Annotated in this window: 20 protein-coding genes and 3 pseudogenes; 21 read left to right on the forward strand and 2 right to left on the reverse strand. The window is 41.4% G+C overall.

Annotation, left to right across the window (positions count from 1 at the left end; all coding sequences use genetic code 11):
- Positions 1-705: 705 nt before the first annotated feature.
- The 9 genes and pseudogenes from ltrA to P8F77_RS03610 all read left to right on the forward strand — a co-directional run.
- Entirely contained in the window at positions 706-1,989 is a 1,284-nt protein-coding gene (gene ltrA / locus P8F77_RS03570) for a group II intron reverse transcriptase/maturase (protein WP_347256343.1), read from the forward strand.
- A gap of 126 nt (positions 1,990-2,115) precedes the next feature.
- Positions 2,116-2,570, forward strand: a pseudogene (locus P8F77_RS03575) (hypothetical protein); the annotation flags it as partial.
- A 76-nt stretch (positions 2,571-2,646) separates the two neighbouring features.
- A complete protein-coding gene (locus tag P8F77_RS03580) occupies positions 2,647-3,504 on the forward strand; it encodes an alpha/beta hydrolase (protein ID WP_347256344.1) in 858 nt (285 codons plus the stop codon).
- A 78-nt stretch (positions 3,505-3,582) separates the two neighbouring features.
- Entirely contained in the window at positions 3,583-4,164 is a 582-nt protein-coding gene (locus tag P8F77_RS03585) for a TetR/AcrR family transcriptional regulator (protein WP_024728513.1), read from the forward strand.
- Between the two features lie 103 nt (positions 4,165-4,267).
- A complete protein-coding gene (locus P8F77_RS03590) occupies positions 4,268-5,113 on the forward strand; it encodes an ABC transporter ATP-binding protein (RefSeq protein ID WP_024728512.1) in 846 nt (281 codons plus the stop codon).
- Positions 5,110-5,793 carry a hypothetical protein gene (locus P8F77_RS03595; protein ID WP_024728511.1) on the forward strand — a complete coding sequence of 228 codons (684 nt, stop codon included), beginning with the start codon at positions 5,110-5,112 and terminating at the stop codon, positions 5,791-5,793. The genes P8F77_RS03590 and P8F77_RS03595 overlap by 4 nt, the downstream gene beginning before the upstream one ends.
- A complete protein-coding gene (locus tag P8F77_RS03600) occupies positions 5,790-6,488 on the forward strand; it encodes a hypothetical protein (RefSeq protein WP_024728510.1) in 699 nt (232 codons plus the stop codon). Before P8F77_RS03595 ends, P8F77_RS03600 begins: the two co-directional genes overlap by 4 nt.
- Before the next feature lie 11 nt (positions 6,489-6,499).
- Positions 6,500-7,033: a cation diffusion facilitator family transporter gene (locus tag P8F77_RS03605; RefSeq protein WP_270433053.1), complete on the forward strand. Its 534-nt coding sequence runs from the start codon at positions 6,500-6,502 to the stop codon at positions 7,031-7,033.
- 498 nt (positions 7,034-7,531) lie between these two features.
- Positions 7,532-7,789 (forward strand): annotated as a pseudogene (locus tag P8F77_RS03610) (hypothetical protein); the annotation flags it as partial.
- 695 nt (positions 7,790-8,484) lie between these two features.
- Here the strand turns inward: P8F77_RS03610 and P8F77_RS03615 are convergent.
- A complete protein-coding gene (locus P8F77_RS03615; protein ID WP_235824585.1) occupies positions 8,485-9,375 on the reverse strand; it encodes an AraC family transcriptional regulator in 891 nt (296 codons plus the stop codon).
- A 94-nt stretch (positions 9,376-9,469) separates the two neighbouring features.
- Here P8F77_RS03615 and P8F77_RS03620 point away from each other — a divergent pair, with 94 nt between their 5' ends.
- From P8F77_RS03620 to P8F77_RS03635, 4 genes are read left to right on the forward strand one after another with little or no spacing between them, the layout of a single operon-like run.
- A complete protein-coding gene (locus tag P8F77_RS03620; RefSeq protein WP_024728507.1) occupies positions 9,470-10,831 on the forward strand; it encodes a glycoside hydrolase family 32 protein in 1,362 nt (453 codons plus the stop codon).
- Positions 10,824-12,218 carry a sucrose-specific PTS transporter subunit IIBC gene (locus P8F77_RS03625; RefSeq protein WP_024728506.1) on the forward strand — a complete coding sequence of 465 codons (1,395 nt, stop codon included), beginning with the start codon at positions 10,824-10,826 and terminating at the stop codon, positions 12,216-12,218. The genes P8F77_RS03620 and P8F77_RS03625 overlap by 8 nt, the downstream gene beginning before the upstream one ends.
- Complete coding sequence (locus P8F77_RS03630; protein ID WP_024728505.1) at positions 12,215-14,392, forward strand: alpha-galactosidase; 2,178 nt, start codon at positions 12,215-12,217, stop codon at positions 14,390-14,392. The genes P8F77_RS03625 and P8F77_RS03630 overlap by 4 nt, the downstream gene beginning before the upstream one ends.
- A 7-nt stretch (positions 14,393-14,399) precedes the next feature.
- Positions 14,400-14,813, forward strand: a complete 414-nt coding sequence (locus P8F77_RS03635; protein WP_081723884.1) for an HAD hydrolase family protein — start codon at positions 14,400-14,402, stop codon at positions 14,811-14,813.
- On the opposite strand, the gene P8F77_RS03640 is transcribed toward P8F77_RS03635, so the two are convergent.
- Positions 14,696-15,004, reverse strand: a complete 309-nt coding sequence (locus tag P8F77_RS03640; RefSeq protein ID WP_024728504.1) for an MGMT family protein — start codon at positions 15,002-15,004, stop codon at positions 14,696-14,698. The two genes, P8F77_RS03635 and P8F77_RS03640, sit on opposite strands and share 118 nt — an antisense overlap.
- Positions 15,005-15,124: 120 nt before the next feature.
- Between P8F77_RS03640 and P8F77_RS03645 the strand changes: the two genes are divergently transcribed.
- From P8F77_RS03645 to P8F77_RS03680, 8 genes and pseudogenes are all read left to right on the forward strand, one after another.
- The gene (locus P8F77_RS03645; protein WP_129702288.1) at positions 15,125-15,463 is read left to right on the forward strand and encodes a transposase; all 339 of its coding nucleotides are present in this window, start codon (positions 15,125-15,127) and stop codon (positions 15,461-15,463) included.
- Complete coding sequence (locus P8F77_RS03650) at positions 15,460-16,368, forward strand: IS3 family transposase (protein WP_129702286.1); 909 nt, start codon at positions 15,460-15,462, stop codon at positions 16,366-16,368. Before P8F77_RS03645 ends, P8F77_RS03650 begins: the two co-directional genes overlap by 4 nt.
- A 263-nt stretch (positions 16,369-16,631) precedes the next feature.
- A complete protein-coding gene (locus P8F77_RS03655) occupies positions 16,632-17,390 on the forward strand; it encodes an alpha/beta hydrolase (RefSeq protein ID WP_024728503.1) in 759 nt (252 codons plus the stop codon).
- 12 nt (positions 17,391-17,402) lie between these two features.
- Positions 17,403-17,612, forward strand: coding sequence for a hypothetical protein (locus P8F77_RS03660; RefSeq protein ID WP_024728502.1), 210 nt, complete (start codon positions 17,403-17,405; stop codon positions 17,610-17,612).
- A gap of 51 nt (positions 17,613-17,663) precedes the next feature.
- A pseudogene (locus tag P8F77_RS03665) lies at positions 17,664-18,056 on the forward strand (glycerate kinase); the annotation flags it as partial.
- A 32-nt stretch (positions 18,057-18,088) separates the two neighbouring features.
- Positions 18,089-18,301, forward strand: coding sequence for a methyltransferase domain-containing protein (locus P8F77_RS03670; protein ID WP_024728500.1), 213 nt, complete (start codon positions 18,089-18,091; stop codon positions 18,299-18,301).
- 16 nt (positions 18,302-18,317) lie between these two features.
- The gene (locus tag P8F77_RS03675; protein WP_024728499.1) at positions 18,318-18,920 is read left to right on the forward strand and encodes a pentapeptide repeat-containing protein; all 603 of its coding nucleotides are present in this window, start codon (positions 18,318-18,320) and stop codon (positions 18,918-18,920) included.
- Positions 18,921-19,026: 106 nt separating this feature from the next.
- On the forward strand, positions 19,027-19,506 hold the full coding sequence (locus P8F77_RS03680) for a response regulator (protein ID WP_347256345.1): 480 nt from the start codon (positions 19,027-19,029) through the stop codon (positions 19,504-19,506).
- Positions 19,507-19,509 lie beyond the last annotated feature (3 nt).

Here is a 19,509-nt window from a genome sequence, read left to right on the forward strand (position 1 = left end):
GGAGACTTGTGTGTTGCTACAACGAAAAACTATGTAGAAATCCTTAATTTTAGGCACTTTTTCAAGCATATCGTGTTTACAAGTGAGGGTGATAAAATCCGAAATAAAGAGATTAAAAACTATATCAATGTTTCAGTAGTAGTTGATATAGAGTGTGGAAACACAACAAATTAAATATTGAATTTGAGGGGTACTTGTAAAAAAGTACCCCTTTTTAAGTATGACGGGCATGTCCGTGTTCTGTGGTGCAAGTCCACATAGGCGTAGCTACCGACGAACTTGTAAGCGACTCCCAAGGTTTGCATCGTGAGGTGTGGGCGAGAAGAAGGGATAGCGAAATCGTAGCCCTACGGACAGAAACCCGATATTAAGGCGTACATGGTGGGTAAGTTGACTTAAAGCAACGAAGCCCTAAAGGTAGCCGTAACCCATGTGCGTAAATCGGGAGGGTAGACGAGGAAAGAACACGGACTTATCCCGTGAGGTCTCACAGGCGGTTTCATCAGCCGTAGTAACAACGAACTGTGAGAAGTCAGCAGAAGCCATAGTAGGAGAAATCTGAAGGGCTGAACAATGTAACCGTGCAGACGAATGTATGTACCTGTGAGTATTCGACAAGCGGATGTAGGCGAAACGTATATGAGCTGTAAACGCATAAACATAGGACAAATCACAGGGAGCGGAAAGGAGTGAAGCACACAAAGTATGTCGGAATTGTTGGAAAAGATACTGGAGAAAAAGAACATGAACGAAGCATATAAGAAAGTCTGTGCCAATAAGGGTGCAGGCGGCGTTGACGGCATGGAACAGGAAGAACTTGATGGATTTATCCGTAAGAACTGGAACAGTATCAGGGAGCAAATCAGAGGAAGGAGTTACAAACCTCAACCCGTGAGGCGTGTAGAAATCCCGAAGCCTAACGCAAGCAAAAGAAAACTTGGAATACCGACAGTCATGGACAGGGTAATCCAGCAGGGTATAGCACAGATAATCAGCCCTATGTGCGAGCCGCTGTTTTCAGACCACAGTTACGGATTCCGTCCAAACAGGAGCTGTGAAATGGCTATCAAAGATATGCTCATGTTCCTCAATGAGGGATATGAGTGGATAGTGGACATAGACCTAGAGAAATTCTTCGATAACGTACCGCAGGATAAGTTGATGAGCCTTGTCCACAACATCATAAATGACGGAGATACGGAATCGCTGATACGGAAATATCTGAAAGCAGGAGTCATGGTGCAGGGCAGGTATGAGAAAACAGAACAGGGAACGCCGCAGGGTGGCAATCTGTCGCCGCTATTGTCTAATATCATGCTGAATGAACTGGATAAAGAGATGGAAAGACGTGGATTGCGCTTCGTGAGGTACGCTGACGACTGTGTAATAGCAGTCAGAAGCGAAGCAAGTGCCAAACGTGTTATGTATTCGATAACGGACTGGATAGAGAGGAAGCTTGGTCTGAAAGTAAAAGCAGATAAAACACACATAACAAGACCAATGAACCTCAAATATCTCGGCTTTGGATTCTGGAAAGATTCCAAGACGAAAGAATGGAAGTGCAGACCACACAAGGATTCTGTGCAGAAATTTAAGAGGACGTTAAAGAAGCTGACAGAAAGAAGAAAATCAATGGCGTTTGCGGAAAGGGTAAAACAGCTCAACAGGGTAATCCGAGGTTGGATAAACTACTTTGCAATAGGTAGGATGAAAACAGCAATGACCGACATAGACGCACATTTGCGTACAAGACTGCGAGTAATAATCTGGAAACAATGGAAAGTACCGAAGAAACGGCAGTGGGGATTGCAGAAGCTGGGTATAGGAAAAGACCTTGCAAGACAGACATCATACATGGGAGACCACTATCAATGGATAGTAACGAAAACCTGTGTAGTCAGGGCAATCTCAAAAGAAAAGCTGAAACAGGCAGGGCTTGTGAGTTGCTACGATTATTACATGGAACGTCATGCTTTGAAGTTATGTTGAACCGCCGTATGCCGAACGGCATGTACGGTGGTGTGAGAGGGGAGATTTAATCTCCCCTACTCGATTGTAGGGCGTTCAGAAATGAGCGTCTATTTTTTTACCCAAATGAAAGGAGAACTAAAAATTATGAAAAAGATATTGAAACGATTATGTACGGGCTTCTTAGCTCTTGCAACTGTCGTTACCACTTTGCCGAGTACACCCGTTCATGCGTCGGAAAAGCAATACTGGACGGAGTCTGCCGAGCGTGTTGATATCGTAGAGCGTGTCAATAATGACGGCTCTATTACAGAAACCTTTAACGAGGGACACATGAAAGTCGAGGACGAGGACGCTTATTGTATCGACATCAACAGGCTTTCAAAAACGGTTATAAAATACGTTCTAATGCAAGCGACCGCATGAGTGCTGACCAGATTGCCGACGTTGCGTTATCCATTGAATATGTAAAACAGTATGCAAAAAACCACACAGGGCTTAGTAGCAAGCACGCCTACCTTTTAAGACAGTTAGTTGTCTGGCAGAGATTAAGTGTTCATTTAGGCTGGAATTGTGATAATGTGCGAGCTTCTTATGATGAAATGCTGTTGACTTCCTGCTTGCAATAAGATATAATATGACTATAAAATCAAATCAGTCATAATGGAGGTATGAGGTATGTATAAAGAAGTTAGCATATCTTCAAATAATGTTCCGATAACCCTTTCTATCTGGTATACAGAAAGAGGTAGTCCTACCATTGTTTTTTTGCCGGGTACTATGTCGCACCCTCTCATGTATGAGAATTTTCTATGTGGACTGGGTGCAAGAGGATTTAATATAATAGGTGTTCATTATCTTTCACACGGGAAAAGCCCTAAAATCAAACAAAATTATACAATGGAAGATTTGCTGTATAATGTATATGACGCAACAACTTACGGAATAGAAAATTTCGGAGCTAACATAGCCGTCATGGGTTCCAGTCAAGGCGGGATTTTAGCAGCAATGGCGGCGGGTAGGGATACAAGATTAAAAGCCGTTTTTCCACATAATATCATGCTGACTACACTAAAAGAAACTATGAGCTTAACAAAGTATCCTGCATGGACACACCGTTTTATGGGGCTGATACAGTGGGGCTTTCGTGTGGGCGGAAAGTTGTTGCCTAACTACAAGGTTCCGGGAGACGCTTATTTAGACTATGACAAAGTATTTTATAGCGAACAGGCAAAACAAGATTGCTTAAACGACCCTATGCTTTTACCATATTATCCTTTAAGATTTGTCGCCAGTTTATTTAATGCTGACTTATCGTGCTTGGAGAACGGCTCAATACAATGTCCAGTTATTTTAATTACAGCCAAAGGCGACCCGCTTTTTAGCTTTGATTATACCAGCAAAGTATTTGATTTAATCCATGCGCCGCAAAAGGAATTACTTACTTTAGAACTTAATCGTCACATGATTTTTAATGAGGATACGGACACGACGATAAACGCATTGGAACCTACATTGCATAAATATCTAGGATAGCATATTGATAATATGAGCAGCAAATGCTATACTTTTCATGATGATACTAATGATTTAGTCGTAAGGAGGTTATGAGAATTGCCACGATTTACAGAACAAGAGAAAGAGATCATTAGCAGTAAACTTTTGATAGAAGGAGAAAAGCTGTTTGCATTACACGGTTTGAAAAAAGTAACGGTTGATGATTTAGTAGCCGCTGTAAACATATCAAAGGGGTCTTTCTATTCTTTTTATCCCAGTAAAGAACACCTATATGTTGAAATCAATTTTCGTTTACAAAAAGAGTTATTTACAAGTATAGAAACAACCATTAAAAAGAAAAAGTATAAGAACCATAGAGATTTAGCAAAGGACGTTATTATGCTAAGTTTAACGGGGGTGATTACTTCGCCTATTCTTTCACAGATTGATTTATCTTTAATGGACTATCTGCAAAGAAAAATATCGTCAGATATTTTTGAAAATCATATGTACAGTGATATTCGTATATTGGAGATACTGGAAGATTTAGGGGTTATATTTTTGGTTCCGCATACAGTTATCATAAAATCCCTGTATTCTGTTTTATCCTGTTTGGAACAATTCAAAGAGGACGAAGAACTGAATATGATACAAAATCTTTTAGTGAATGGTATTATTCAGCAAGTAGTAGCAGAGTAACAATTTTGTTTGGTTATTTGACAGGCAGGTAGCCAAACAAATTTTTTACAGTATATATGACTATATATCTGTAAACGTCATAAAGTTAAAGGAGGAAAGAATAATGATTGATGTAAAAAAACTGTATTTTAGCTATACTGACAAACCGTTTGTTGAGAATGTAAGTTTCCATGTTGGGAGGGGAGAAATTTTCGGCTTTTTAGGACCCTCTGGAGCCGGAAAGTCAACCATACAAAAAGTATTGACTGGGCTTAACACAAAATATAAAGGCAGTGTAAAAGTTTCAGGTATTGAAATAAAGGAACGCACAAATCGGTTTTATGAAAATATTGGAGTAGACTTTGAATTTTCAACCTGCTATGAGAAATTCACAGCACGACAAAATCTCGCCTATTTTGCTTCTCTATATGAAAAGCAACCTCGGTCTATTGATGAATTATTGCATATGGTAGGCTTGGAAAATGACGGGGACAAAAAAGTTGCTGACTTTTCCAAAGGTATGCGTTCTCGCTTGAATTTCATTAAAGCGTTAGTCCATGACCCTGATATATTATTCCTTGATGAACCTACAAGCGGTCTTGACCCTACAAATAATCGTTTAATGAAAGACATTATTCTTGCGGAAAAGAAACGCGGAAAAACGATTATCATTACTACTCACAATATGTTTGACGCAACAGAGCTATGTGACCAAGTAGCCTTTATCGTTGCCGGAAAAGTCAGTGCATTGGATAGCCCGCATAATTTGATTATGTCAAGGGGAGCTGCCAAAATACAATATACCTACTATGATAAAGGCGAGAAAACCGGAGAATGTCTGCTTGATAGAACCACAGAAGATAAGTTGTTAAAAAGTTTAATTTCCGAAAACCGTTTGCTTTCTATTCATAGTAGTGAGCCTACATTAAATGATATTTTTGTTGATATTACAGGGAGGACACTTCAATGAGATTGGGACGTTTAATTTGTAGTGATATACATTTCCAATGGAAATATGGTTTCTATTTTATCTACTTTATATTAACAGTTTTATATGTGTGTGGGATTGCCTCTTTGCCGGGACATTGGAAAACGGATATTGCTTCTATCATGATATACTCTGACCCGGCAGCAATGGGATTGTTTTTTATGGGAGCGATTGTCCTTTTAGAAAAAAGTCAAAAGGTATTAAATGCTATTGTAGTGTCTCCCGTAAAAATGTCCGAATATATACTTTCAAAAACAGTTGCGTTGATTGCCATATCTACGGTAATTGCAATGATATTAGGATTAGTTTCCGGTAGCAATCAGTTACTTAGTATCGCAGTTGGTACGGCTTTGACATCAGCAATCTTTACTATGCTTGGAATTATTGCGGCTACAAAAATTTCAAACTTGAACCAATTTCTCATTGTGATTATGCCGATAGAAATTGTTTGCTTTGTTCCACCTATCGTTGGTCTGTTTGTAAAGTTACCAGATATATTCCGCTTTTTTCCGTTCACAGCTTGCATGAACCTTATAACTGGAAAAAGCATTTTACTATCGTTTGATATGGTACTTGTAATTGCTACGTTGATTATCCTCTACATAGTTGCGCGACATACAGTTAAGCATATGTGGAAAAGTTTAGGAGGTGTAAAGCTATGAAAAGGATATTATCCAGTACCATACAGGTATTTAGACAAATCAAGAGCGACCCTATGATGTTTGCAGCTTGTTTTACGCCTTTTGTCATGGGAGCTTTGATTAAATTCGGTATTCCCTTTCTTGAAAGAATAACAGATTTTTCTTTGCAAGCATACTATCCGATTTTTGATTTACTACTTTCTATCATGGCTCCTGTATTACTCTGCTTTGCATTTGCAATGATTACATTAGAGGAAATCGACGATAAAGTGTCACGGTACTTTTCGATTACCCCTCTTGGTAAGTCGGGGTATCTCTTTACAAGGTTGGGAGTACCCTCAATTATTTCGGCAATCATCGCTTTTATTGTACTGTTACTTTTTTCATTAGAAAAGTTGTCCATTGGAATGACAATATGTTTGGCGCTTCTCGGCTCAGTACAGGCAATTATTGTTTCACTTATGATTATTACATTATCAAGCAATAAATTAGAGGGTATGGCAGTTACAAAACTAGCTGCACTTACATTACTCGGAATACCAGCCCCCTTTTTTATTGATAGTTACTACCAGTTCGCGGTTGGCTTCCTTCCATCATTTTGGGTAGCGAAAGCCATGCAGAATGAAGCGGTTCTTTATTTCTCCATAGGATTGGTGGTAGCTTTAGTCTGGTACTACTTCCTTACAAAACGTCTGTTTCGGAAGCTGGCAGGATAAGGAGACATATTATGGAAAAAGGTAGACTTCTGCAAAACAAAAATATAAATAAGGCTATTCAGGTTTCCAAAATCACACTAATCATCAACCTGAGTTTATCGCTACTTAAATTTGCTGCCGGATATATAGGAAAGTCAAGTGCCATGCTGTCGGACGCTGTACACTCGGCTTCTGATGTATTAAGCACAATCGTTGTGATGGTTGGAATTAAAATATCAGAAAAACAGCCTGATAGAGAACATCCTTATGGGCATGAACGTATGGAATGTGTGGCTTCCATTATTCTTTCTGTCGCATTGGCTATAACAGGTGCTGGAATTGGATATTCAGGTATCAAGAAAATCTTTTCAGAACAGTACAATACGCTTTCTGCTGCTAGTGGAATCGCACTTACGGCGGCAGTCTTATCCATTGTTATAAAAGAGTGGATGTACTGGTTTACAAGGATTGCTGAGGGAGTCCATCAAACGATTGAAAACAACTTTCCACAATGTAAACATTGTATGGTACATGTTAATACGAATGAACTTCTCTATTCTGCATAGGACAGGGAAGATGATTTAAGGCTATTGAAAGGGAAAGGAGGGAAGTAGGTTATGGAACAATACTGGTGGATTATCATTGTTGTGGTTTTGATTGTCGTTGGTTTACTTAAAATTGTAATTATGAAGAAGTATAACCAAAGGAGAAATTCTAACAATCGTTCAAAAGATAGCGAGGACGACAAGATGTATTAAGGTTTATTGAAATCTGTTATGTTGTAGAATGATGTTTTTAGATACTAGAAAGTGCTTTAAGGGGGCTAACGTTATGGAAAGCTTTGAGTACAATTCTATACAATCAAATACAATTTAATAAATCTTTACAAAAAATTGAATGCAATACGGCTTTAAAGGCTCGTACAAACCATATGTTTTGTGCGGGCTTTTTTAGTGCAAATAATTTTTCAAATTTTTTCGGTTTCAACTTAGCAAATCACACCTGCAATTCCCTATATGGTGCGGAAAGAGGGACAAACACTTTTCACGTCATAACGGAAAGGCGGTAATGATATTCGTATTTGTGATGATGAATTGGCACAAGCCTTGAAAAAGCTGTCCGAACGTAACTGTGAAAATTTATTGATGTACTATTTCTTGGAAATGAGTGACACCGAGATTGCAAAAAGACAGAATATTTCCAGAAGTGGAGGAACGAAAAGCCGGGCAGAATCTATTGATTTCCATCCTTTTTACGGGGGTAAAGGCGCTTGTCATCTGGCTGGCTGCAATTTAAGATCTCGCCCATTTGTTTTTGCGTGAGATCACGATCTTCTCTTAGATTTCGGATTCTACTATACATTTTCTTCACAAACTTATTTTGAGGAAGGTTCGAACATGCTAAAAAAAACGAGATAATAGAAATAGGTATTTATCAATTTGGAATCATTTCCAAAACAGAAATTATTTTTGATCAAGAAATCAGAAAAATATGTGAGGATAATGTCTGCCGCCTGTACGGGAAGTCCTGGGCTTGTCCTCCGGCTGTGGGTACAGTTGATGACTGACGCCAATATGCAAGAGCACTGGTATTTAATGCCGTTTATCCTTTGGACAATTCCTTCGATTATGAAGGAATGATAAGAGGACACAGTGGGTTCAAGGATCTGTGCAGTCGATTATATACAGTGATAAAACCACAGTTGCATTTTTTTCTCATATTATCAAACGAAGGATGTAAACGGTGTAAAAACTGTACTTATCCTTCAGTAAAATGCAGAAATTCAGAAATGTTATCTCCTTCTTTAGAAGGTTTTGGGAGCAATGTTGCCAAGCTGGAAGAAACTGCAAACCTAAAGTATATGAATGAAAATATCGTCACATATTTCGGAATGTTGCTGTATTAACCATCATAGAAAGTGAGGAATATCATGAAAAAAGATGTAATAGGCATTATCTGACATTAATAAAGCATATAAACACCGTAATACCACATCAGAATACTAGTTCTTTTAATATTAACTTTTATCGTTCGCCAAACTGCCAGGTCGATTATATTTTCTGTATTCAGTGGGAGACAGAGAAAATTCCTTTTTAAAAAGTTTTGAAAAAGCCAGCTGATCTTCGAAACCAAGGGAACCGGCGATCACAGAAACAGGAAGTCCTGTCGTCATCAACAGACGGCAGGCTTTTTTTAACTTTAATTTTAGAAGATAGTGTTTTGGAGAGTATCCAAATTTCTCAGAAAAAATTCTGCTTAGATAATTTGGATGGACTCCGAAAGATTTTGCCAGATCTTTTATCACTATTTTTTCTGAATAATTGGTATCTAAATAAAACTTTACTTCATCTGCAACGGATACTTTTCCCCAGCTTCGCTCGTTAAAAGAAACATCTTCAAAGAGCATGCCGATAATATTAAGGAGCAGACTATTTGCCTTAAAATATTGGCTTGTCGTATTCCCCTGCAGACCTAGAATCTGAGAAATGACTTCTTCGTATTTTTCGGTATCAAGCTGATGGATGATATAAATATCTTCGGAGGAGGTCATAAGCTGGTATGTGTAAGTTTGCGAACTGATTCCGAGGTAGCCGATCCAAGCATAACTCCATGGATCGTCTGTTGAAGCTTCATAATAGGAAACTTTACCCGCAGGAATGATAAAAGCATCTCCAGTGGAAAGGTGGAATATGTGCTCATTGATATGAAGTTTTCCCTTACCTTTTAACACGAAATGAATTAAATCGTAGGAACGGTACTTCGGTCCATAGTGGTATCCTGGTAAACAGTCTTCGTAACCAGCACTGTAAAAGGAAAGATCGGAATTTGATTTGTAAATTAAGGAGTGTTGAGTTTCTTTATATTCTTTCATGGTTTTATTATAAACAAAAAGGTTAGGTTTTTCCATATTTTTTTATGTAATTTCTATATAAAATGAATTCTGTTTATTTTATTATGATTGTAGAAAAAAGGAGAAAGGAGAGTAATACAAAGTGGGTGGGATGAGACAAAAGTATCATCTTGAACCGGACCGGGGCCTCTTAAATGACCCAAACGGATTGGCTTATTTTAAAGGAAAATACTATGTTTTCTTTCAATGGAACCGATTCGCAAAGGATCATGGATACAAGGAATGGGGGCTTTTTAAATCATCAGATCTTTTGAACTGGACATTTGAAGGAAGCGCCTTGCTTCCAGATCAGATTTATGATCAGGACGGCGTCTACTCGGGAAGCGCATGTGTGATAGAAGATAAGTTATGCCTGTTCTATACCGGGAACACAAAATCGGATGGTCGGAGAAAAGTTTATCAGTGCATGGCGGTGAGTTCAGACGGAAGAAAATATCTTAAACACGGATGCGTGCTGGAGACTCCGGCAGATTATACGGAACATTTCAGGGATCCGAAAGTGTTTAAGGGAAGCCGCCAGGGCTATTTTATGGTAATCGGTGCCCAGAAGAGTAATGGGAAAGGCGCTGTTGCTCTGGCAAGTTCCTGTGACGGAGTTCACTGGAGCGTAAAGGGAAATCTGGCTGAAACAGAGATGTATGAAATGGTGGAATGTCCGGACCTGTTTGAACTGGACGGTAAACATGTTTTAATGTTCAATCCTCAGGAACGTGACAACGATAACGATGTATGCGGAGTTAGTTTTTCCGCATATAAGATCATGGAGTTTGATGAGAAAACGGAAACGGTTGGTGACCGTGACCTCGATAAACACTGTCGTTTTGATCAGGGGTTTGACTTCTATGCACCGCAGACATTCTGTGATGATAAGGGACGAAGGATTATGTTCGGATGGATGTCACGAATGAATGAAATGCAGGAGCAGATTTTTGCGGCTGAAGAGAGAAACATTCATTGCCTGACGCTTCCAAGAGAACTGAATGTGAAAAATGGCAGGTTATATCAGAGGGTCCCGGAAGAATTCGAACGATTGAAAGGAAAGCAAATTCCTTTAGAGATGCCGAAAACGAAAGAAATAAAAGCGGTATTCCCCCAGAAAGCGGCATTTGTTAAAGTGTCAGGATCAGATTTGGATCAGGGAATATTCATAAGGTTTCCAGAAGATGGTACAAAGATATTCTATAATGGAAGTGAAAAAGTTTTCACATTTGTAAGGTATGACTGGGTAAATAAGACGGAAGAACAAAAGAGTTTTCCAATGGAAATGCTTTATTCATTGGAATTATGGCTGGATCAGTCCAGTATTGAGATATTTTTAAATGAAGGGGAGTATGTGCTGTCTTCGAGGATCTATTCAAAAGGAGAAGGGCAAACCGTTATTTTTAAAGGAATGACAGAAAAATCAGAGATTGAGTGTAAAGAGATCAATACAGGAGGTATGCATAATGAGTGACAAAGAGTTGGCAAAAAAGATTGTTGAACTTGTTGGCGGCAAAGAAAACATTGTTTCCGTAAGGCACTGTGCAACGAGGCTTAGGATAGTTGTGTCGGACAAAGAGAAGATCCAGGTGAAAGAAGTAGAAGCGTTGGATAAAGTAAAGGGATCTTTTTTCAATTCCGGTCAGTATCAGATTATTCTGGGCACAGGATTGGTAAACAGAATTTATGATGAAGTTATTAAGATTACCGGCGGACCAGATGAGGGGCAGGTTGAAGAAAAGAAAGAAGTGGTTTATGGAAATAAATTTCAGAGAGCCATTCGGATGTTTTCAGATGTATTCGTACCGATTATTCCGGTTCTGGTGGCGACCGGTCTTTTCATGGGTCTCAGAGGCCTTCTGACACAGCAAGCAGTGCTGGGAGTATTTGGAATGACACCGGAAGATATCCCAGCTTCCCTGCTGACATTTACACAGATTTTGACGGATACTGCTTTTTCGTTCCTGCCTGCGCTCGTCTGTTGGTCTACATTTCGCAATTTCGGCGGAAGCCCGGTCATCGGAATCGTACTTGGTCTCATGCTTGTAAGCCCGAGCCTTCCAAGTTCTTACGACGTTGGATCAGGAGTGGCAGATCCGCTTGTATTTTTCGGATTTATCAAAGTGGCAGGATATCAGGGATCAGTCCTGCCGGCTTTCGCTACTGGTATTATCACGGCAAAATTTGAAAAATGGCTCCGAAAACATGTACCGGATGCCCTTGATCTGATCGTGACACCGTTTATCACACTTTTTGTTGGTATTGTGATGGCTCTGTTTGTGCTTGGACCGATTCTTCACTATGTGGAAAATGGAGTTTTATTTGTGGTAGAGAACCTGCTGTTCCTTCCGATGGGAATCGGGGGACTTATCTATGGTAGTTTTGGACAGTTGCTTGGAATATTTGGTATACACCATATCCTGAACTTCCTGGAAATCAGTATGCTGGCTAATGATGGATGGAATTACTTAAATCCAATCGGAACATGCGGAAATGTAGCTCAGGCGGGCGCTGTTCTTGCAGTAGCTATCAAAGCAGCTTCAAATAAGACAAAACAGGTCGCATACCCTTCCTGTCTGTCAGCGCTTCTCGGAATTACAGAGCCGGCTGTTTTTGGTGTAAATCTGCGATTTGTGAAACCATTTATCATGTCCATGATCGGTGGAGGAATTGGAGGTTTCCTTGCTTCTTTGTTCCACTTAAAAGCAACTGGAATGTCAATCACTGGTATTCCGGGAACTCTTTTATACCTGAATGAACAGCTTCCGATTTATATATTTGTAAATGTAGTAGCTTTTGCGGTAGCATTTATTCTTACGTGGTTGTTTGGATTTAACAAAAAAATGGAGAATGCGGCATGAGTATTGTCTTAAAGGATCACATCGTACATATCAGTAACAACAAGATCAGTTATGTGATGGAGGTTGTTGACGGGAAATATCTGATACACAGGTATTTTGGGAAAACAATCCGGAAGTACAGAGGGACAGGAATCCCTCTGTATTTTAAAAGAGGATATAATACCAGCCACAGCTGCAGTGTGGAGAATGTATCTTTTGACGATTTCCCATTTGAATATCCTGTAAGAGACAGTGGCGATTACAGAATCCCAGCAATTTCTTTCGTGACAGCTTCAGGGATCCGGCATGCGGATTTTAGATTCGAGAACTGGAGAGTTTTACCGGATAAGCCATCACTTCCGGGGCTTCCTGGCATTATTGCGAAAAAAGGAGAGGCTGAAACGCTGGAAGTGGTCTGCAGGGATGAGATGGCAGAATTAAAATTGTATCTTTATTATACCATTTTACCGGATATCGGCGTCCTGATGCGTCATCAAAAGCTGCAAAATACAGGCAGCCGATCTATATGTATTGAGAATATCCAGAGCATGTCTCTGGAACTTCCGGCGAAAGAATACGATGGTCTGATTCTCTATGGAACACATGCAAAAGAGGCAAACATGGAAAGATTTCCGCTTCATCATGGTGTACAGCGGATTGAAAGCGTGCGAGGCAGCTCCAGCCTTCAATATCAGCCGTTTGCTGCTCTGATGGATCACGAGACAACGGAAACCTCGGGAACAGTATATGGTTTTCAGCTTATTTACAGCGGGAATTTTCTTGCACAAATAGAAAAGGATCAGTTCGGTAACATACGTGCTCAGATGGGGCTTCATCCGGATATGTTTTCCTGGGAACTGAAACCTGGGGAAAGCTTCTGTACACCGGAGGCAGTGTTAAATTACAGTGGCAACGGATTAAATGAAATGAGTCATAATTTTCACCGTTTGTACAGGGAACATCTGATTCCCGGGGAATTTGCCGGAAAAGTACGTCCGGTGCTTTTAAACTCGTGGGAGGCTATGTACTACGATGTCAGTCTGGAAAAAATAAAGGAGCAGGTAATAATTGCCAAGAGACTGGGAATCGAGCTCTTTGTACTGGATGACGGATGGTTTCGCAGAGGAAACAACAGTCATGATTCCATGGGTGACTGGATATGCAATGAGAAAAAGCTGCCGGGTGGGATCCGGCAGGCGGCAGACCTGGTTCACAGTCAGGGACTTCAGTTTGGTCTTTGGTTTGAGCCCGAAGCGATAAGCCTCAAAAGCGATCTGTACCAACTTCATCCGGACTGGGCCCTTGGCGTTCCGGGATATCCAAATACGGAAGGGCGTCATGAGTACCTGCTGGACCTGACCAGAACAGAGATAAGAGATTATATCAAAAACGTTCTAGATTCCTATTTGAGGGAAGGATTTATTGATTATATCAAATGGGATATGAACCGGCCTCTGACAGATGTGTATTCACAAGCTTACCGGGATGGAAATAGTAAGGAAACCAGCCACAGGTACATCCTGGGGTTATATGAAATCCTTGAGTGGCTGAAAACTGCTTATCCTAAGGTTCTGGTAGAAGGATGTTCCAGCGGAGGAGCGAGATTTGATCCGGGCATGCTGTATTATGTGCCTCAAAATTGGGCCAGTGACAATACAGATGGCTATGACAGAGCGGTAATCCAGAATGGTTTCAGCCTTCTGTATCCCAAAGAAGTAATGGGAGCGCACGTAAGCATTACGCCGAACCATCAGACGGGAAGAACAACATCACTGCGTACAAGATTTCAGACAGCCCGTTTTTTCAATCTTGGGTATGAATTGGATGTAACAAAGTGCAGCGAAGAAGAATTAAAGATTATTTCAGAGCAGATTTCACAATATAAGTCAGAACAGGAATTTTTTAGTAACGACATTTTTTACCGTCACGAGGTTCCTAATCAGAATTATTATATGTGGTCATGCGTGGGGAAAAAAGAGTGTAAAGTGATAATCTATCAGAAATTTTTCAATCCCCTGTACTCTCATGGGTGTTTCCGGATGCTTGGGCTGGATCCTGATGCGGACTATTATGAAGAAGCAACAGGCAGAATATACGGAGGAGATGAACTGATGGAAATTGGAATTACGGTGCCTCTTGTAAAAGAAGATTTTTACGTATTTGACATTCATCTGATAAAAATCGAGGAGAAATAATAACGGTATGAAAATAAAACTGTTTGCCAGTGATCTGGATGGGACATTGCTTAATGAACAACATAAAATATCGCAACAAAGTGCTGACGCAATCCGAACCGCACAGCAAACAGGAAAAGTATTTCTGGCGGTTACTGGCAGAGCGTGGGGGACGGCGTCTCTCTTATTGAAAGAGGCGGGCATATCCTGCGTATGCTTTTGGCGTATGGAATTGAATTTGAAATTAATACAAGTTGCGGTGATTTTTCTACAGACACTTGTGTTTATAACGGTGTCAAATATAAGGAATAATAAAGCAGCTGTCTATTCGTCCCATTGGCAAGCTTTCAAATCGACATGCCAATCATCTTTAAACACAGCGCCTTCTTCTAATAAAAGCAGTCCTTGTTCATGCCAGCCCGGGACCAGTCTTCCGGCGTGATTGACCACACGGTGGCAGGGATAACTGCCGTAGTACTCTGCCATGCCAAGGACCCTGCCCACAAGTCTTGCGTTTTTTTCTCTGCCGATCAGACGGGCAATCTGGCCGTAAGTCGCAACCTTCCCCAGGGGAATTTCTTCCACTACAGAGAGGATTTCATAAATTAAACGCTCATCTAAAATCTTTTTCATATGTGCAACCTCAAAAATGTATTACAGATCATATTAATCAAATTGATGTGGTATAAAAAAAGTTGACACCCCATTCTCAAGGATTGGGTATATAATCAAGAGAATAAGGAGTGAACAAAAATGGCAGAAAACAGGCAATATGACCACGAATACAAAGTACAGGCCGTCAAGCTGGCAAAAGAAATCGGACAAGCTAAGGCCGCCAAAGAGCTGGGAGTTCCCAAGAATACCATGTATGGCTGGGTAAGGGCCAACCGGCTTGGGAATCTTGATCTGGGAGCAGGCTCACAGACACCACAAAGCGCTATGACACTGAATGAGGAACTCATAAGGCTTCGCCAACAAGTGAAAGAGCTGGAAAAAGAAAACCGCCGTTTGAAGAAAGAAAATGATTTTCTGGAGGAAGCCAGCGCTTTTTTCGCCGCGAGCCGTCTGAAGTCAGCAAAAACGAAAGAATGAAGTTTATTGCTTTAAAAACGCAAGACGGCAAATTAAAAGGAGAGATCACTTTTTATTGCAGAGTCCTTCATGTCAGCAGACAGGGCTTTTATCAGTATCTTGCAAATATAGACCGTCCGTGGAAGTACCAGCCTTTGGCAGATGTCATGATGGAAATAGTTGAAGAAGACGAGTGCAATGATACTTATGGGCGGGTTCGGATGTACCAGGCGTTACTCCTGAAACAGCCTGAAAACGTTGATATTCCCAGTGAACGCACGGTTTACCGCGTCATGGAAGAGATTGGGATCAGACATCATCCAAAACGCAAGCCGAATGGGATCACAAAGGCAGACAGGGAAGCCAGAAAGTCAGAAGATCTATTAAAACGAGATTTCACTGCGGAGAAACCACTGACAAAATGCGTAACAGATATAACAGAGATCAAAGCCAGCGATGGAAAACTTTATGTTTCTGCCATTTTTGATTGTTTCGATTCCAGTGTGATTGGTTTAGCGATGGATACCAACATGAAAGCCCCATTATGTGTACAAACACTGGAAAATGCCAGCAAGGCATATCCGGATATCCGTGGAGCAATCATTCACAGTGACAGAGGGAGCCAGTATACCAGTCAGATTTACCAGGAGGCAATTTATAGATATGGTATTCAACAAAGCATGAATAGCGCGGGAGGAAGATGCCACGACAATGCCCGATGTGAAAGTATGTGGGGCAGAATGAAATCAGAGCTGTTGTACGAACGCTATGATAGCGAGAAGATGACCACAGAAGAACTAAAAACACTCATCTGGAGATATTTCATTAGCTACTGGAATAACCGGAGAATCTGTTCAGCGAATGGAGGACTTCCCCCAATGGTAAAACGACAGCAATACTATGATTCTCTACAAGAAGCAGCATAGGATGCAAAATCCTTGAGGAAATAGTGTCAACTAATCTTGACAAAATCAAATCATGCTTCAAGAAAGAAGAAATGTCAAGATGAAGGATGACAAAAAATTGAATGGAATCTGCACAGTTCTATGTTATACTGAACATATACATAGAATGGAGGTTGAGATTATGGGAATTTGGATGATGAAGCACTGACAGCAGGGCGTTGGTGTTTCCATAGCCTTGCTGATCGATAAGAGGCGTAAACAAAGAAACGGTCAGGAGGCAAAGGATGTCATATTTTAATTATCAGTCAAAAAAGATTTATTACAAAGAAACAGGAAGCGGAAAACCCGTAGTGTTATTGCACGGGAACACAGCATCTTCCAGGATGTTTGAATTTATACTGCCTTTATATGAAGATAAGTTTCATGTAATTCTTATTGATTTTTTGGGCCATGGGAAATCAGACAGGCTGGAAGCATTTCCGGCGGAACTCTGGATGGAAGAGGCAAGACAGACTATAGCTCTGCTTGAGCATCTGGATCTTGGAAAGGTAAACCTTGTGGGAACCAGCGGCGGTGCATGGGCGGCAGTCAATGCAGCCTTGGAACGCCCCGATCTGGTGGACAAGGTAGTGGCGGACAGTTTTGACGGACGTACTCTGGCAGACGACTTTGCAGAGAATCTGCTTAAGGAGCGGGCAGATGCCAAGAAGGACGAAATGGGGACAGCATTTTACGAGTGGTGCCAGGGGGAAGACTGGGAACGCATCGTGGATATGGATACAAGTGCGATGGTACAGTGTGCCAAAGAGAAGCTGCCCTTATTTACAAAGCCGCTGAGCGCGCTAAATAATCCTCTCCTGCTGATGGGCAGCAAGGGAGATGACATGTGCAGATCAGATTTTCTGGATGAATATCGTGCAATAACCAAAGAAACCAATGCAGAAGTATGTATTTTCCCGGAAGGGGTACATCCCGCAATTCTCTCCTGTGCCGAGAAGGCGGCAGAGGTTATTGCCGGATTCCTGGAAGGAAAAGAAACATAAGGAGGCTGGAAGATGAGAATGCCGGAGAAGATTGAAGCAGACATGTTTGCACCCTGTGGGATGAACTGCATGGTTTGTTACAAACATTGTTATCATAAAAAACCTTGTGCCGGATGTCTGAACAGTGACCGGGGAAAACCGGAACACTGCCCGAACTGCGGCGGTATTATTTCCCTGCATGATGCAGAATGCAGCGAATGTCAACATAAGATACACACATAACGCAAACGGGGGAAGGTGAAAGCACTTGTGGAAAAAAAGATGAGCTGCTGCGGCACAGCTGTTATTGAAATGTCTGGTGCAGCCGGTATAACGCTGGTTTCTGAAAAAGACAGAAATCCGATGTACACAACAACTTATGGAGTTGGAGAAGTTATCCGGGATGCTGTGCAGAAAGGCTGCCGAAAATTTATCATTGGAATTGGCAGAAGTGCAACCAATGACGGCGGGATTGAGATGCTTCAGGCTTTGGGATACGGATTCCTGAATGCCGGGGGTAAGCAGGTTCCTTTTGGAGCCAGAGGACTCGCTGAGCTTGAGAGGATTACGGACACCTGCGTGCTTCCGGAATTAAGTGAATGTAAGTTTGAGATGGCATATGACGTGACCAATCCTCTGTGCGGGAATCATGGATGCAGTGCGGTCTACGGGCCCCAGAAGGGGGCTGAATCTGTGACAGGCATTGATATTTCAGCAAAATGTTAGAGACTGCAGGAGAAAGGAACAGCCATGAAAAGATCCGGTACCGAAGATATGCCATGGAAGATCTGGACTTTCCAAAGGAATCTTTTGATGTGGTCATCAGCTCACTTGCATTCCATTACGTGAAGGATTTTGAACGTTGGCAGAAAAGATCAGCCAATGGATTGCGCCGTCCTATGATGCTGATCGTGGCGGCGGAAAAGGATTGACAAAAGGAGGTGCGGAATGCTGGAAGACGATGTGATAAAGGCGGCAGCCGGGGAAGAGCCGCTGATACAAAAAAAATATGAAGGTGAGATACTGTGTCTGGAAATGCCTGTAAAGGTAGAATTTAATCATGTTTGTTTCAAAAAATGCAGGTTTGTATCATGTGATTTCAGCGGTTCTATGTTCTACAATGTAAAATTCCTGAACTGTGATTTCTCTAACTGCAGATTTCAATCCTGCTATTTAAAAGAAACGGAAATATGGGGATGCAAAGGTGACGGAGGAGACTTCAGTCAGAGCACGTTCCGCACAACAATGGTTGAAGAAGGATGTTATCACTATGCCAACTATGAAGGCACGCTCTGGGACGGCTGCAGACTTAAAGGAGTTGATTTCAGTGAAGCGTTTTTTGCGGAAGTAAAGTTTAAAAAAATCCGGTTTGAAAAAGTGAACCTTTCCCGAGTCGATTTTTTTAAGACGCAGCTGGAAGGCATCGACTTATCGGACAGCAACATCGAGGGAATCATGGTATCCGATACTTTTCGGGAACTGCGCGGGATGAAGATCGGCCCGATGCAGGCTATGGATCTGGTGCGTTTCTTAGGAGTGAAAATCATCTGAGTTTTGTTATAAGCAAATGGGCACAGAGAATAAACCGTGTTATGCTAAATAATGCCAGGCAGAAAGCCGGAAGGGTCAGGGAAGCCGCTTTATCGTCACTCTGAATTTGAAGATCGCCGATTCGGATCAGGTTACGGAGCACAGGATGACGGGATTTAAAATACAAGGTGTGCCAGGGGCTGATTCCCGGTGTTCGGACAGACTCAGGGGCAAACGGCTTCTGCTGGTAGAAGATAATGAACTTAATATGGAGATTGCGGAGACGATACTCACTGAAGTGGGATTCGTGGTTGAAAATGCAGAGAACGGAAAGGAGGCTCTCGACAGGTTCCTGGCATCTGAGCCGGGACATTATCAGGCAGTCCTTATGGATCTGCAGATGCCGGTCATGGACGGATACACCGCTGCAAAAGAGATCCGGAACAGCACACATCCCCAGGCTCTTACGGTTCCGGTGATCGCTCTGACAGCCAATGCCTTTGCAGAGGACATGGCTAAAGCACTGGCAGCAGGCATGAATGATCATGTCTCAAAACCGATTGACTACAAGCGCCTCATAAGAGTTTTGGAAAAAAATATAGAGTAGAGA

Origin of the sequence: Anaerostipes sp. PC18 (genome assembly GCF_039789045.1) — a bacterium.
In the GTDB taxonomy this organism is placed as follows: Bacteria; Bacillota; Clostridia; order Lachnospirales; family Lachnospiraceae; genus Anaerostipes; species Anaerostipes hominis.